Source organism: Nocardia carnea (assembly GCF_029869215.1).
In the GTDB taxonomy this organism is placed as follows: Bacteria; Actinomycetota; Actinomycetes; order Mycobacteriales; family Mycobacteriaceae; genus Nocardia; species Nocardia carnea_B.
In genome coordinates this window covers 1-15,222 of record NZ_JARWPM010000034.1, presented here as the reverse complement: position 1 = coordinate 15,222, position 15,222 = coordinate 1, and the positions used below count along the sequence as shown (strand labels likewise).

Here is a 15,222-nt window from a genome sequence, read left to right as displayed (position 1 = left end):
CGTCGTCAAACTCTGCCGTTTGCGCCTCTCACCCCCCATCTCTTGCTGCGCGCTGCCTTTATACTCTGGCGGCCGCCCCCCGGCCCGCCCGGGGTTCGGGGCCCGAACCGAAAAGTGATCCATCACCGAGTGCGCGGGTGTTCCCGGCCGAGTGCGGCGGAAAGCACTAGGCTCGGCAGATGTGAGCGTGGACATCACCGCATCGGCGGCTTGGCGGAAATTGCACGATCACCACGACGCTGTGGCCGCCCTACAGCTTCGGGACCTGTTCGCCGAGGATCCGGCGCGCGGACACGATCTGCGATTGACCGCGGGCGAACTGCTGATCGATTACAGCAAGCACCGGGTCACCCGGGAAACGCTGCGGCTGCTGGTCGAATTGGCCGAGGAGGCCGGGGTCGCGACCCAGCGGGACCGGATGCTGCGGGGCGAGCACATCAACACCTCCGAGGATCGTGCGGTCGGGCATACCGCGCTGCGGGTGCCGGCCGGAACATCGGTGATCATCGACGGCGCGGATGCCGGAGCCGCGGTACACGAGGTGCTCGGCCGGATGCGCGATTTCGCCGAGGCGGTGCGTTCGGGGCGGTGGCGCGGGGCCACCGGCGAACGGATCCATACCGTGGTCAATATCGGTATCGGCGGGTCGGATCTGGGCCCGGTGATGGTGCACCAGGCGCTGCGGCATTACGTGGACGCCGGGATCGACGCGCGGTTCGTATCCAATGTCGATCCGGCCGATCTGGTGGCCGAGCTGAACGGCCTGGACCCGGCGACCACCCTCTTCATCGTCGCCTCCAAGACCTTCTCCACCCTCGAGACCCTCACCAACGCGACCGCCGCCCGGCGCTGGCTGGTGGGCGCCCTGGGCGCGGACGCGGTGGCGAAACATTTCGTGGCCGTATCGACGAATGCCGAACGGGTCGCCGAATTCGGGATCGATACGGCCAATATGTTCGGCTTCTGGGACTGGGTGGGCGGCCGGTATTCCGTGGATTCGGCCATCGGGCTCTCGGTGATGGTGACGATCGGGCCCGACCGGTTCGCCGAGTTCCTGGCCGGTATGCACAGCATGGACCGCCATTTCGCGACCGCCCCGCTCGATGCCAACGCGCCGGTTCTGCTGGCGCTGCTCGGGGTGTGGTATTCGAATTTCTTCGGTGCCCAATCCCGGGCGGTACTGCCGTATTCGAACGATCTGGCTCGTTTCCCGGCGTATCTGCAGCAGCTCACCATGGAATCGAACGGGAAGTCGGTCCGGGCCGACGGCACCCCGGTCACCACGTCCACCGGGGAGATCTTCTGGGGCGAGCCGGGCACGAACGGCCAGCATGCGTTCTACCAACTGCTGCACCAGGGGACGCGGCTGATTCCGGCCGATTTCATCGGCTTCGCCCGCCCGACCGATGATCTGCCCACCCGCGACGGCACCGGCAGTATGCACGACATCCTGATGAGCAACCTGTTCGCGCAGACCAAGGTGCTGGCCTTCGGGAAGACCGCGGCGGAGATCGCCGCGGAAGGGACGCCGGCGGAACTGGTGCCGCACAAGGTGATGCCCGGAAATCGGCCGAGTACGACGATCCTCGCACCGCAACTCACCCCCGCGGTGCTCGGGCAGTTGATCGCGCTGTACGAACATCAGGTGTTCGTGGCCGGCGTGATCTGGGGTATCGACAGTTTCGATCAGTGGGGTGTCGAACTCGGCAAACAACAGGCGCTGGAACTGGCACCACTGCTCACCGAGGCGGAAGACCCCGCACCGCAGGGTGACTCGTCCACGGACGGTCTGATCCGCTGGTACCGCGCCAACCGCTGACCACCCGCCGGCGGTACCCGCCACAGTTCTTCCGCGAGGTCCCCGGACGCCGGCCGCGAGCATCCGGGTGCATGGCCGCGGCCGCCCTGGCTTCCGCGGCACGCGACGATTTCCGCAACGACCGCGATCTCCTGCCGCACGGCACCGGCCGTGGCCGTGTCGCCGCGTTCCCTGCGAGAGTGCGGCAATCGCGTCCGGGCCCGATCACCACACCATGACCGGCAGGCCGATCCGTTCGGCGATCCGCTCGGCCGGACGCTCGAGCGCGGTGGGGTCGGCCGCGTATTCGGGTGCGAGGCTCACCAGCGTGAGCAGGTAGTCGTCGCGGAATCGGCAGAGATAGCCCGACATCCGGGTGCGCGGCCGGCGGACGTAGGTGAGTCCCGGGTGGATGGCCCGGGCGGCGACACCGGTGCAGGCATGGGGTCCGAGTGAATGCAGTGAGGCGGGGATCGCCCCGATATTCGAGCACAGGATGTCGCGTTCACCGGCGCCCCGGGACAACCGGTACGCCACCCGATCCGGGACCAAGTGCAGGAATTCCTCCGGCAGCCCACCGGGGCTCGACATCCGGTGCTCGTAGGCGGCCCGGCTCTTCGCGCGGATATCCGCCGGATCGTCGCCGGGCGCGAGAGCGATCTCGGTCATGGCGAGGTCGTTGTCGATCCGCGGCTCGTCACGCGTATCCACCGGCAGGCTCGCAATAATCCTGGGCTCGGGAAAACCCGCTGCCCACAACGTGTTCGCCACGAACCAGATGAACAGGCTGTTGGCCGTGCCGCCCGCCGCGGCGCCCACCCGCTCCCACTCGGCGGCGGGACATCGCAGTACGATCCCCGGCACCGGGAATTCGCTGCCCGGGGTGACCGGATGGCCCCGTGCCCGGCCGTTGTTGTCGAAGCGGACCGGATAGTGGCGATCGGCCTCGAGGTGCGCGGTGCGCGGGCCGAGAATATCGCCCGCGTCCCCCGCCGGGAGGTCGCCGGGCCGTCCAGCCGGCAGATCACCACCCAGGGGCTCGGCCGCCGCTGAGGGTGGTTCGCCGACGAACCGGGTCCATAGTGCGCGCGCCGTGCCGGACAGGACCGTGGCACATGTTTGTGCGGCGTCGGCCCAGTCGGAATCCGGATCACCGCCGGGATCCGGCGCGACCGCCGGGGCATCGCCGGGTTCCACGCCGCCCTCCTCTGTGCGGTTCCCGGCTGCTGACAGGGCCGCTTCGACAGCGAAGATGAGCCCCCGCGCATCGGCGAGGACATGGGAACAGGTCAGCACGACGATCGTGCCGCCGTCGGTGAGCGGCGCCGCGGACAGTCGCCAGCCCGGCCCGCGCTCGGGGTCCAACTCGGTGCCGCGGCCGTCGGCCCAAGCAAGGACCTCTTCCGGAGGAAGCGCGGCGGCACTCACATCCAGCGGATGGGCGCGGCTACTGAGCTGCCAGCGGTCTCGCGCACCGGGCACCCGGGACCGGACCACCCGGCGGCCGAGCGGGCCGGTACGCAACGCGTCGTGCAGCCGCCGCAGTCGCTCGGTTTCCACCGTGTCCGCGGTACGCCACAACCCCTGGAGCGCGATGGGGGTTCCCATCCCTTGATGAGTCCGCAGAAAGATGCCATCTATCACGCTCAGCCGGCGCATCTGCCCAGGCTAGCCGTGTCACCCGTACCCCGGCCGGTCCGCCTCCGTATCGACCTCCGCGCGTCGAGTTATCGAGCAGGTCCACCTGGGCGGGTAGCCGGACGGCGCGAGAACCGGCGCCGGCGAGTTCCGGATGAGCCGGCCACATTTCGCCGCGGCCGCGCCATCGACCGGTTCAGCGGGTGGGTGGCGCGATCTGCCAGTGTTTTTCCAGCGCGCCCGCGATATCGGGCAGCACCGTCACCGGAACCTTCTTATGCCGCAACATACTTCGGATCTCGTCGATCTGCTCTCGTTTCCGCAGGTCGTAGGCGCCCGAGATCGGGCCCGACACCGGCGGGATGGAGAGCAGAACCAATTCGTCGTGCGGGTCCTCGCCGCCGGTGAGGTCGAGGGCGAGCGACCACCGGGCACGTTCGTCGAGACCGAAGCGCCCGGCGATCACCCGGTCCCAATCGATACTGGTCGCCGACCACGGCGTGCGGCGGTGGATGGCGTCCTCGGTGAGGACGACGACATCGCGCTTGAACAAGGCGATCAGCACCGCGACGGCGAGGATCGCCCCGATCGCGAGCCCGGTGAATATCCGGCCGAGCCCGAACAGCAGCACCGTCGGGACGGTGGCCGTCGCCACGACCGCCAGTCCCACCAGGCCGTAGCCCAGCACCCGCTCGGCGGGCACCACGCCCGCGTGCACCATTCGCATTCCGACTCCACTAACCCGGGAACTTGGTGTTGTCGGCCACACCGTACCGGACGTTCCCGGCCGGTACGGCATGGTCGACCACCGGCCGGAATCCTCCGCGCCAGCCCGGCGACGGTGCCGTCGCAGACCCGTCAGTGCAGCGCTACGGCCGCTTCGGCGGAGTACACGTGGAAGGTCATGCTCTGCTGGAAATACAGCTGGACGGTTTCGGCGTCGTGGCCGAGATAGCCGATGGACAGGTCCTGCCCGATGGTGAGGTCGAAATCCCCGCCGCGGGTGGTGAGCACGAACGCTCCGTCGATGGCCGGTGCCCAGATGATCTCCCCTTCGGGCACCAGGCGCTCCAGGTGGGTGCGCAGCGGATAGCCGTGGTTGGCGGTCTCGCTGACCTTGGTGTACAGGTCGGCGCTGAGCAGCACCGTGTACGGCCCGTCCACACCGGCCAGTCGCAGCTGGCTCACCGCCAGGGCGATCACCTCGGGCACTCCGAACACATCGTCGGGCAGGGCGATGGCACGGTTCGAGGAGGCCTCCCGGATACCGGTGATCCCGGCGGCGGCGTAGCCCTCGAAAACGGCCCGGTCCTCGGCGAAGGCGATGCGGCGGGCGGCGTCCTTGACCGGGTCCAGGTCGGTGTCCTGGGCGCCGCGCTCCACATTGTCGAGTTCCTCGCGCGACAGGGTGAACGGCACCCGCAGCTCCACCAGCGGCGCGACCACCCGCTGCCGGGCGACGACGCCGTCGTGCGGGGCCGCGATGGGCGTGGTGTGACCGAGGCCGCGCGCCGAATAGTCGGTGCCGTGCGGGCCGGAGAGGTCGACCACGCGGCGGCCGGCGTTATGCCGTTTGAAGGTCCGCGCGGACTCCTCTTCGATCACCGACCAGGCCGCGTCCGTGATCGGCGCGAGCTCGCGATGCAGGTTGTTCATCCGGTGCTGCTCCTTTTCAACGTGCCGATACCGAGCGAACCGTCCGAGACCGGCGGTGCCGTCGTCCGACCGGCCGGTTCGGCCGCCGCCTCGGCATCCGGCGGCGCGGGCAGATCGTCGAAGAAATCCTGGGGCGGAACGAAGAACAGGGTGCCGGTGACGGCCGTGGAGAAATCGAGGATCCGATCGTACGGTGCCTCTTCGGTACCCAGGAACATCCGCTCGAGCATGATCTCGGTGGTCCGCGGCGTCGCCGAATAGCCGACGAAATAGGTGCCGAATTCGCCGTCGCGGATACTGCCGAACGGCATATTCGCGCGCAGGATCTCCCGTTCGGTGCCGTCGGGTTCGATCACCTGGTTCACCGCGATATGCGAATCGGCGGGTTTGTCGGCGTCGTCGAGTTCGAAATCCTCGAGCTTGGTCCGGCCGATCACCCGCTCCTGCTCCTGCACCGGCAGCGCCCGCCACGCGGTGAGGTCGTGCAGGTACTTCTGCACGATCACATAACTGCCACCGCGGAACTCCGGATCACCGGCCCCGATCAGCGCGGCCACCCCGGCCGGTGAATCCGGCAACGCGCCTTCCGGGTTCTCGGTACCGTCGACGAAACCGAGCAGATCGCGCTGTTCGAAATAGCGGAACCCGACCGTTTCGTCGACGATCCGGCCCACCCCGGCCAGCCGATCGCCGATGGCCATGGCCAGTTCGAAACAGGCATCGTGGGCTTGCGCGCGGATATGGAACAGCAGATCGCCCGGGGTCGCCGGGGCGTGGTGCAGGGGGCCGTCGTATCCCGGGAACTCGTGTAACTCGGCCGGGCGGGGACCGTCGAACAGCCGGTCCCAGGCGGCGGAGCCGATCCCGGTGATACAGCCGAGCCCTGCGCCGGGCAGCCGGAATCCGATCGCCCGGCGCAGGCCCGGTAGTTCCGCCAGCAGTTCCCGTGCCGCCGCCTCGCCGCCCGGTTCGATGGTGGCGACGAGGAAATGCGCGGCCGGGGTGAGCGGTTCGAGAATCGGCTGCGGCTGCCCCATAGCCGAGCACATTACCGGCGAGCGGCACCGCCGCCGGGAGAACCGGGCGGCTACTTGGCCACCGTCAGCAGGAACGCCACATCGTCGATCGCCTGCACGCTGTGCCGGGCTTTGGGGACGACCAGCAGATCGCCGGTCGAACCCTTCCACTCGTTGGCACCGCTGTGCAGGGTGAGGCTGCCGGAGAGGACGAGCAGCGTGGCCTCGCCCTGGTTGTCGTGTTCGGACAGGCTCTGCCCCGCGCACAGTCCGACCACGGTCTGCCGGAGGGAATTGGCATGACCCCCGTAGATGGTCTGGGAACTACGGCCACTGGTCGCGGTCGCGGCCATCTTGAGCTGCTGCCGGGCCACCGCCGTCAGCGATTTCTTGTCCATGAACCGCCTTTCGCCTCCGCGTACCCGCGACCGGGCTGATGATCACGGGTCGTATCGCCGAGTATGCCCGACACAGCCGCGGCATTCCGGCGTTTCCGGTACCTGTGCCCCTATTGCCGCGCGGCGGCCGGTCAGCGGGTGAAACGACGGATCCGGTAGCGCAGCCCGCTCGTGGATTCGCGCCACTCCTGCAGGTCGGTGGAACGCCATTCGGAGCCGAGTTCGGGGGCGTAGACGTCACCGGAGATATCGGTGTCCACCTCGGTGATCAGCAGTTCGGTGGCGTACGGCAGCGCTTCGCGATAGATCTCCCCGCCGCCCATCACCCAGGTGGTGGCGGGCGCGGCCAGCTCGAGTGCGGCCGCGACCGAACCGGCCGCTTCGGCCCCCGCGGCCGACCAATCCGGCTGCCGGGTCACGACAATATTGCGCCGTCCCGGCAACGGGCGGAATTTGTCCGACAGCGAATCCCAGGTCCGCCGGCCCATCACCACGGTGTGACCGGTGGTCGTCTCCCGGAAGAGCGCCATATCCTCGGGCACCCGCCACGGGATGGTGTTGTCCGCGCCGATCACCCCGTCGGGTGTCTGCGCCCAGATCATGCCGATCACCCGCGCCGGCGCGGTCATACCGCCACCGGCGCCTTGATCGCCGGATGGTGCCGGTAGTCCAGGATCCGCACGTCCTCGTATCGGTAATCGAACAGCGAGGCGGCCGGGTCCAGCTCGAGCCGCGGGAAGGGATACGGCGTGCGGGTCAGCTGTTCGGCGACCTGCTCGCGGTGATTGTCGTAGATATGGCAGTCGCCGCCGGTCCAGATGAACTCACCCGGCTCGAGTCCGCTCTGCTGGGCCACCATCACGGTGAGCAGGGCATAGCTGGCGATATTGAACGGCACACCGAGGAACAGATCGGCGCTGCGCTGGTACAGCTGGCAGGAGAGCCGGCCACCGGCGACATAGAACTGGAACAGGGCGTGGCAGGGGGCCAGTGCCATCCGGTCCAGTTCGGCCACGTTCCACGCGGAGACCAGCATGCGGCGGGAATCGGGGTCGGTACGCAGGGTGTGCAGGATCTGCGCGATCTGGTCGATATGGCGGCCGTCGGGTGCCGGCCAGGACCGCCATTGCACGCCGTAGACGGGCCCCAGCTCGCCCTCTGCGTCGGCCCATTCGTCCCAGATGGTGACCCCGTGATCCTGCAGCCATTGCACGTTGGAGTCGCCGCGCAGGAACCACAGCAGTTCGTACACGATCGACTTGAGGTGCACTTTTTTGGTGGTGATCAGCGGGAACCCGGCCGCGAGGTCGTACCGCAGCTGATGCCCGAACACGCTGCGGGTCCCGGTGCCGGTGCGGTCCGCCTTGGCGGTACCCGTATCCAGCACCCGCCGTAACAGGTCTTCGTACTGTGTGTCCGGAGTCCGCAGTGGGTCCGGCGTCCGGTCGTCCTCCGCGCCTGCCCTGCTCGCTGCGCTCACCTCGGGGTTGTTCGCTGCGCTCGCCACGGCCCGAGCTTACTTTCCGCACCGGCCGGCCTCTGCAACCCGGGGACTTCCGCAGCGCCGATGAAGGGCGCCGGCTCACACCCCGGGCTGCGGCAGAAAAGGGGCGGCGCACCGCGCCCGGCAGACGACTATCGCGACCTGCCAAGCTGACTCCATGCGGAAGCTGTTTGTGATCGGTATCGGCGCCGGTGACCCCGATCAGGTGACGATGCAGGCCGTCAAGGCGCTCCGGCAGGTCGACGTGTTCTTCGTCATGGGTAAGGGAACGGAGAAACGGCAGCTGGTGGATGTGCGTACCGCGATTCTCGACGAGCACGCCGAGCGCCCGTACCGCATCGTGGAGATACCCGATCCGCCGCGCGACCGGACTCCCGACAACTACCGGGAGACCGTGCTCGACTGGCACGAACGCCGTTCGCTGCTGCTGGAGGAGGCGTTCGCCGCGACCGAGGAGGTCGGCGCGATCCTGGTGTGGGGCGATCCGGCCCTGTACGACAGCACCCTGCGCATGGTCGAACGCGTACTCGACCGCGGCGCGCTCACCTTCGACTACACCGTGATCCCCGGGGTGACCAGCGTGCACGCCCTGGCGGCGCGGCACCGGATCGTGCTGCACCGGATCGGCGAACCGGTGCACATCACCACCGGCCGGCGGCTGCGCGAGGAAGGGCTGACGGCCGGTTCCACCGTGGTCCTGCTCGACGCCGACTGCGCGTTCACCACCACCCCCGCCGATACCTACATCTGGTGGGGTGCCTACCTCGGTATGCCGGCCGAAACCTTGGTCAGCGGCCGGGTGGGCGAGGTCGCCGACCGGATCGTGCGGGTACGCGGCGACCTGCGCGCACGCCACGGCTGGATCATGGACGTCTATCTCCTGCGGCGCGCTGAATGACCAGGTAATCGGAGCACGGCACGTAGCATGGGCGGCATGACCGAACAGGACATCCTCGGGCGGATCAAGGAACTGGTCGACCACGAGCACGACCTGCGGTCGCGGGCCTCCCGCGGGGAACTCGACCCCGATGTGGAACGGCGCCGGCTGGCCGAACTGGAGGTCATGCTGGACCAGTGCTGGGATCTGCTGCGACAGCGCCGGGCACGGATCGAACGCGGCGAAAACCCCGACGAGGCACAACCCAGCCCACCGGGACAGGTCGAGGGCTACCTGCAGTAGGCGGCCGGGCGATGACCGGAATCCATTCCGCGGCAAAAGAATACGATGTCATCGTGCTTGGCGGCGGCCCGGCCGGCGAGAATGCCGCGTCCTACGCGGTGGCCGGCAGCGACCGCACCGCGGCGATCGTGGAACGCGAACGCCTCGGTGGCGAATGCTCGTACTGGGCCTGTATCCCCAGCAAGGCGCTGCTGCGGCCGGGACATGTGCTGAGCGCCGCCCGGGGCTTGCCCGGGGTCGAGGGGCGCGGGCCCGATGTGGCGGCGGTACTGCGCCGCCGCGACGAATTCGTTCACGCCCACGACGGTGACCACGACGATTCGAGCCAGCTCGACTGGGCGAAGCAGGAGGGTATCGCGGTGATCCGCGGCGCCGGCCGGCTCACCGGTGAGCGGACCGTGCGGATCGGCGAACACGAGATCCGGGCCCGCCGGGCCGTGGTCTTGGCCACCGGCAGCCGGGCCGCGGTGCCGGATATCCCCGGATTGCGCGAGGCACTGCCCTGGACCTCCCGCGATGCGACGAACCTGCACGAGATCCCGAAACGGGTGGTGGTGATCGGCGGCGGGGTGGTGGCCTGCGAGGCGACGACCTGGTTGTCGGCACTGGGCGCCGAGGTCACCCTCCTGGTCCGCGGGAATCGGCTGCTCAGCGGGGTGGAACCGTTCGCCGGGGAACGGGTGGCCGCCGCACTGACCGAACGCGGGGTGGATATCCGCTTCGGCACCAGCCCGCAGCGGGTCCGGCGACCGGCCGCCGCCGACCACGGGGAAGGCCGGATCCACGGCGGCCCGGTCACGGTACACGCCGAAGGCCCCGGCGGCGAAACCACTGTGCTCGCCGACGAAATCGTGGTGGCTACCGGGCGCACGCCGAACACCGACGATATCGGGCTCGACACCGTCGGGCTGGACGCCGGGTATGTCGAGGTGGACGATCAGCTGACCGTCACGGGGGTGCCCGGCGAATGGCTGTACGCCGTCGGCGATATCAACCACCGGGCGGCGCTCACCCATATGGGCAAGTACCAGGCGCGCGTGTGCGGTGATGTGATCGCCGCCCGCGCCGAGGGACGGTCGCTGACCGGGCCGCGCTATCGCGCCGGTGCGGACCATCACGCTGTTCCCCAGGTCGTTTTCACCGACCCCGAGGTCGCCGCGGTGGGCCTCACCGCCGACGCCGCCCGGCGTGCGGGGCACGATATCCGCACGGTGGAACTGGATATCGAAGTCGCCGGTTCCGCGCTGACCCGCAACAACTACCGCGGTCGTGCCGCGCTGGTACTCGACAACACCACCGACACCCTGTTGGGCGCCACATTCGTGGGGCCGGATATCGGGGAACAGTTGCACGCCGCGACGATCGCCGTCGCCGGGCGCGTCCCGCTGGAGGCGCTCTGGCACGCGGTGCCCGCGTTCCCCACTGTCAGCGAATTCTGGTTACGGCTGTTGGAGACCGACCGGTCGTCGTTACCATCGGCGGTATGAGCGAGTCAGGCCCGGAGGCGGCAGCGGAGCGTAACCACGGAGGGCCCTCGCTCGATGGGCACGGGCGCGTAACCGAACAGGTCACGACCGCTGACGGGGTCGTCCGCGGGGGTCGCGGCCGCCGCGTGAGGTACTGGCGGTCGCTCCCCTACGCCGCGCCGCCGGTTGGTGACCTGCGGTTCCGGGCTCCGCAACCCGTACAACCGTGGACCGATGTGCGCGATGCGACCTACTTCCGGGCGGCCGGTATCCAGTCCAGCTTCGGGGTGCGGCTGGGCCTGCGCAAGCTGCAGGAGATGAGCGAGGATTCGCTGACACTCAATGTCGTGGCGCCGGTCACGCCCGCCGTGCGGCCGCGGCCGGTGATGGTGTTCATCCACGGCGGCGGCTACCTTTTCGGCACCTCCGCGCTGCGTCTCTACGCCGGCGTACAGCTGGCGGCCGACGGTGATGTGATCGTGGTTTCGATCAACTACCGGCTCGGCGCGTTCGGGTACGCCGATTTCTCCGAATACTCCACCCCGGACAGCCCTTACGACTCCAACCTCGGTCTGCGCGACCAGATGGCCGCGCTGCGCTGGGTGCAGACCAATATCGCCGAATTCGGCGGCGACCCCGGCAATGTCACGATCTTCGGTGAATCGGCCGGCGCGCACGCCGTGCTGAGTCTCATGGCCACCCCATCGGCGGCCGGGCTCTTCCACCGCGGGATCGCGCAGAGCGCGCCCGCCGATTGGGGGCTGACCACGGCCGAGGCGCGGGAATTCGCCCGCCGGGTGCTTGCCGAACTGGGTATCGCTCCCGAGGACGCGAATCGCGCGCTGCGCGAAGCCGATCCGCACGATATTCGCCGCGCCTTCAACCGGGCGTCCAATGCGGCGATGGCCGAGTTCCCGGGCTTTTTCCCGGCGGCGCCGGTGGCCGACGGTGATCTGCTGCCGCGCACCCCGATCGACGCGTTCGCCGGCGGCCACGCGCATCCCGTCCCGCTGATCATCGGCACCTGCCGTAACGAGGGTGCGCTGTTCAACCGGTTCACCGATACCCTGCCCACCCGCCCGGAACGCCTCAAACGCGCGCTTTCGGTTGCCGGGCCCGACTACTATCCCCGGGTGTTCTCCACCTACGCCGGGTTCCCGGGTGAGGCGGCGGCCATCCGCGCGGGCGGGGACTATTTCTTCTGGCGCCCCTCGCTGGAAGTGATGGAGGCACACAGCCGGCAGGCACCCACCTACGCCTACCGCTACGATTTCGCGCCCCGGCTGTTGCAGTGGTACAAGCTGGGCGCGACCCACGCGACCGATCTGCTGCCCACCTTCGGCGCCGTCTACGAGCCGTGGAGCCGGGCGCTGACCGCCGGGGGCAGCCGCCGTGGCCTACTCGCGGTAACCCGGCAGATCCAGGACAACTGGCTCGAGTTCGCCCGCACCGGCGAGCCGCTACCCACCTGGCCGCGCTACACCGAGCAGGAACGCAGCACGCTGATCATCGACGATCCCGGACGGGTCGAGCAGGATCCCGACAGCGCCCAGCGCACGTTGTGGGCGGGTGTGCGCGCGCCCCATCTGGTACCCGTCGGCGCCGCACCGGCAGCAGCGGCCGCGACCGGTGCGGGCGCCGCGGCACCGGAGGGCGAAGCCGCGGGCGACGGCACCCTGCTGGGGAGGATCTCCCCGGAGAACGCCGAGACAGCCCCCACCGAAGCGGCGGCCACCGTGGTGGAGAAACTCGCCGAAGGGCTCGAGGAATCCGCCGGCGAAGCCGACCGGAAATCCGCCGGCTGATCGCGGTCTATTTCAGCAACCGCGACATCCGCCGGTCGGCGAGAACCTTCCCGCCGGTCTGGCAGGTGGCGCAGTACTGGAACGACCGATCGGTGAACGCCACCTCCCGGACCGTATCCCCGCAGACCGGGCAGGGCATCCCGGTGCGGCCGTGCACCCGCATACCCGACCGCTTCTCTCCCTTGAGCCGCGCCGCGTCCTGCCCCACCGACCGGGCGACCGCATCGGTGAGAACGGTGCGCAAGGCATCGTAGAGAGCGGAAACCTTCGCGCCCGGCATGGTCTTCGCGGTGGCGAACGGGGAAATCCGGGCCGTATGCAGGATCTCGTCGGAATAGGCGTTGCCGATCCCGGCGAGGACACTCTGGTCGACCAGTACGTTCTTGATCCGGCCCGTGGACTCCCCCAGGATCGTGGCGAACTCCGGTTCGGTGACGGCGAGTGCGTCCGGCCCGAGGCGGGCGATACCGGGGACCTCCGCCGGATCGTGCACGATATAGACGGCCAGCCGTTTCTTGGTGCCGGCCTCGGTGAGGTCGAAGGCGGGTGTGGCCCCCTCGGGGGTGAAGAAATGCACCCGCAGCGCCAACGGGCCGCGACCGGGTTTGGGCGGGCTCGCGCTCGGTTGGTCGGTCCAGCGCAACCATCCCGCCCGGGACAGGTGGGTGATCAGCCACAACCCGCCGCAGTCCATTCCCAGGAACTTCCCCCACCGGCCGGCGCCGGTGACATCGCGGCCGGACAGCGCCGTCACCGGCGGGTCGAAGGTTTTGATCGCACTCAAGGCCGCCACATCGATACGACCCACCACCGCGCCGACCGCATGCTCCCGCAGGAACTGCGCCAACGCCTCCACTTCGGGTAGTTCGGGCACGGCCTCAGGCTACCGGCGGCCGGTGACATTCGCGGCGTCCAAACGCCGGGTTATGCCGGTGCTCGTCACCGTGAGCAGGGTGCCGACGAACACCAGGTCGAATGCCATCTGGACGGTGGTGGCGATACGCGCCGCCTGCCCGGCGGCGTGGATATCGCCGAAGCCGACGGTTCCGAGGGTCGCGACGGTGTAGTAGAGCGCGTCGGTGCGGGTGCGCAGATCGGTGAACTGGCCCGGATCGCGCAGCTCGAGGACGTAATAGAACAGGGCGAAGAACAACACCACCAAGGAGACCAGGTACAGCAGACCGTCGACCCGGTGCGCGGTATCGCGGCTCGCGGCCAGGAACTGGCCGATCCGCCGGTAGGCGAGCCACGCCAACCCGGCCACCCCGGCCACGAACGCCACCAGTGTCACCACCCGGGTGGGCCAGTAACCGGGCAGATCGAGATTCACCGGAACGAAGTAGTAGAACAGCAGACCACACGCCATGGTGCCCGCGTTACGCCACAGATGAGCCGAACCGCTGATCCGTCGAGATGCCATGCGGTCATGATCGGCCGGAATCTCGTATCCACCCGGCGGCACGCCGGACCGGGCACATATCGACCGCACGATACGGCGGTCGACTATCCACAGCACGGCCCGGGAGCCGCCAGCTCGTCAGCAGCGTGCGGCTAGGGCGTTTCCCACCGTCCGCACGGCAGATGCGGCGTCAGGGAAGCAGTGCCGCGGGGGCGATGGTGATCTCGAACGGGGTGTGCAGGGTCGCGCTATCCCCCGCGCAGACCCGGTGCGTCTGCTCGTAGGACTGTTCGGACCCCAGCGTGTGGGCGAACAGCACCGGCAGTTCCTCGCCCGGCAGCCGGCCCTTGAACGAATTGATCTCGAAACGCCAGTAGTGCGGTATTCCGGCCGCCGCGTAGACCACCGGTTTGGTCATCCGATCGGCCAGTGTGGTGGATCCGGAGACCACTTCCACGGCCAACCGCACCTGTTCCACGGGTATCCCGCGGTCGTCCCAGGAGATCGGGCCCTGGGCGACGATCAGGTCAGGGATCGGCTCGTCGTCCCCGATCAGTACACCGACGCCCTCGAGCACGACGCAATCCGCCGGCACCGCGTCGTCCAGGGCCCGACCCACTCGCCGGATGAGCCATTGGTGGCGGGGTTTGGGAGCTGCATTTACGACGAGCTGGCCATTCAACACCTCGTATCGCAATCCGTCTTCGGGCATATGGTCGAGATCGGCCGCAGTCCACCGATCCAGTCCCGGAGCGGGCATAGCCATCGGACCACCTCCAGCTCGATTCACAAGCCGCGTACATCCGCGGGTGCTGCTTGAATACTAGCCTCTGGCTCCGCGCCGCTCCGCGGGATGAACGCCTGGCAGCGGCCGTGTATCTCCGCGCCAGGACGGCCCCCTTGCCTGCTGTCGGCCACTCGGCGCCGGGCAGGCGACTCGGTGCCGCCTGCGCGGCGCCACGAGCACACCGAGCCGACCATGTCGACGTTCTATCGGGTCAGTCCTGCTCTCCGGGGTTGTTTCCGAGGCGGGCCAGCAGGTGCGGGGCGATAACGGTGAAGGCTTCGGCCGTCGTCATCTCCTCGTGCATGGCCGGCACCTCGTATTCGGCGACCTCACCCGACACATACGGCCGCCAGTGTTCGGCCCGGGGTTCTTCCTGTTGCGCACCCGGGGTGGGTACGGCCGCACGGAAGAAATCGACCACACCGCGGTAGACCCCCGGTTCGTAGCCGGCGATCAACTCCGCCGACCGCGCCACCGTCCGGAACACCGCCCGCAACCGCTCCACCGGCAGATGCAGCAGCTCCGCGGGGATCAGCTCGTGCAAGCGAGCCAACTCCGCATCACCGAGTTCGCTG

16 protein-coding genes are annotated in these 15,222 nt (G+C 68.9%); 5 read left to right on the top strand and 11 right to left on the bottom strand.

The features are described 5' to 3' along the window. The first annotated feature begins 181 nt into the window (after positions 1-181). Positions 182-1,819: a glucose-6-phosphate isomerase gene (pgi, locus tag QH276_RS01080; protein ID WP_280399738.1), complete on the top strand. Its 1,638-nt coding sequence runs from the start codon at positions 182-184 to the stop codon at positions 1,817-1,819. 204 nt (positions 1,820-2,023) lie between these two features. On the opposite strand, the gene QH276_RS01075 is transcribed toward pgi, so the two are convergent. The 7 genes from QH276_RS01075 to QH276_RS01045 form a co-directional block, all read right to left on the bottom strand. Then, on the bottom strand, positions 2,024-3,406 hold the full coding sequence (locus QH276_RS01075) for a hypothetical protein (protein ID WP_280399737.1): 1,383 nt from the start codon (positions 3,404-3,406) through the stop codon (positions 2,024-2,026). Positions 3,407-3,632: 226 nt separating this feature from the next. Next, complete coding sequence (locus QH276_RS01070) at positions 3,633-4,163, bottom strand: hypothetical protein (RefSeq protein WP_280399736.1); 531 nt, start codon at positions 4,161-4,163, stop codon at positions 3,633-3,635. A gap of 131 nt (positions 4,164-4,294) precedes the next feature. Further along, entirely contained in the window at positions 4,295-5,092 is a 798-nt protein-coding gene (locus QH276_RS01065) for a family 1 encapsulin nanocompartment shell protein (RefSeq protein ID WP_280399735.1), read from the bottom strand. Beyond that, on the bottom strand, positions 5,089-6,129 hold the full coding sequence (locus tag QH276_RS01060) for a Dyp-type peroxidase (protein ID WP_280406560.1): 1,041 nt from the start codon (positions 6,127-6,129) through the stop codon (positions 5,089-5,091). Before QH276_RS01060 ends, QH276_RS01065 begins: the two co-directional genes overlap by 4 nt. Positions 6,130-6,179: 50 nt before the next feature. Then, on the bottom strand, positions 6,180-6,506 hold the full coding sequence (locus tag QH276_RS01055; protein ID WP_280399519.1) for a cupin domain-containing protein: 327 nt from the start codon (positions 6,504-6,506) through the stop codon (positions 6,180-6,182). Between the two features lie 131 nt (positions 6,507-6,637). After that, entirely contained in the window at positions 6,638-7,135 is a 498-nt protein-coding gene (locus QH276_RS01050; protein ID WP_280399520.1) for a dihydrofolate reductase, read from the bottom strand. Beyond that, positions 7,132-7,935, bottom strand: coding sequence for a thymidylate synthase (locus QH276_RS01045; protein ID WP_280399529.1), 804 nt, complete (start codon positions 7,933-7,935; stop codon positions 7,132-7,134). The genes QH276_RS01050 and QH276_RS01045 overlap by 4 nt, the downstream gene beginning before the upstream one ends. 232 nt (positions 7,936-8,167) lie before the next feature. Here QH276_RS01045 and cobF point away from each other — a divergent pair, with 232 nt between their 5' ends. The 4 genes from cobF to QH276_RS01025 are packed head-to-tail and all read left to right on the top strand — an operon-like array spanning position 8,168 to position 12,461. Further along, complete coding sequence (cobF, locus tag QH276_RS01040; RefSeq protein ID WP_280399521.1) at positions 8,168-8,908, top strand: precorrin-6A synthase (deacetylating); 741 nt, start codon at positions 8,168-8,170, stop codon at positions 8,906-8,908. Positions 8,909-8,944: 36 nt separating this feature from the next. After that, positions 8,945-9,190 carry a DUF2630 family protein gene (locus tag QH276_RS01035; RefSeq protein ID WP_280399522.1) on the top strand — a complete coding sequence of 82 codons (246 nt, stop codon included), beginning with the start codon at positions 8,945-8,947 and terminating at the stop codon, positions 9,188-9,190. Positions 9,191-9,201: 11 nt separating this feature from the next. Further along, positions 9,202-10,677: a dihydrolipoyl dehydrogenase family protein gene (locus QH276_RS01030; RefSeq protein ID WP_280399523.1), complete on the top strand. Its 1,476-nt coding sequence runs from the start codon at positions 9,202-9,204 to the stop codon at positions 10,675-10,677. Beyond that, positions 10,674-12,461, top strand: a complete 1,788-nt coding sequence (locus QH276_RS01025) for a carboxylesterase/lipase family protein (RefSeq protein WP_280399524.1) — start codon at positions 10,674-10,676, stop codon at positions 12,459-12,461. Before QH276_RS01030 ends, QH276_RS01025 begins: the two co-directional genes overlap by 4 nt. A 7-nt stretch (positions 12,462-12,468) precedes the next feature. On the opposite strand, the gene QH276_RS01020 is transcribed toward QH276_RS01025, so the two are convergent. The 4 genes from QH276_RS01020 to QH276_RS01005 all read right to left on the bottom strand — a co-directional run. Further along, positions 12,469-13,335 (bottom strand): Fpg/Nei family DNA glycosylase, encoded by an 867-nt coding sequence (locus tag QH276_RS01020; RefSeq protein WP_280399525.1) that lies wholly within the window; start codon positions 13,333-13,335, stop codon positions 12,469-12,471. Between the two features lie 9 nt (positions 13,336-13,344). Then, positions 13,345-13,881 (bottom strand): potassium channel family protein, encoded by a 537-nt coding sequence (locus QH276_RS01015; RefSeq protein ID WP_280399526.1) that lies wholly within the window; start codon positions 13,879-13,881, stop codon positions 13,345-13,347. 169 nt (positions 13,882-14,050) lie between these two features. Then, positions 14,051-14,626, bottom strand: coding sequence for a Uma2 family endonuclease (locus QH276_RS01010; protein ID WP_280399527.1), 576 nt, complete (start codon positions 14,624-14,626; stop codon positions 14,051-14,053). A gap of 232 nt (positions 14,627-14,858) precedes the next feature. Then, positions 14,859-15,222 (bottom strand): hypothetical protein (locus QH276_RS01005; protein ID WP_280399528.1); only part of this gene is annotated, 364 nt, incomplete at its 5' end.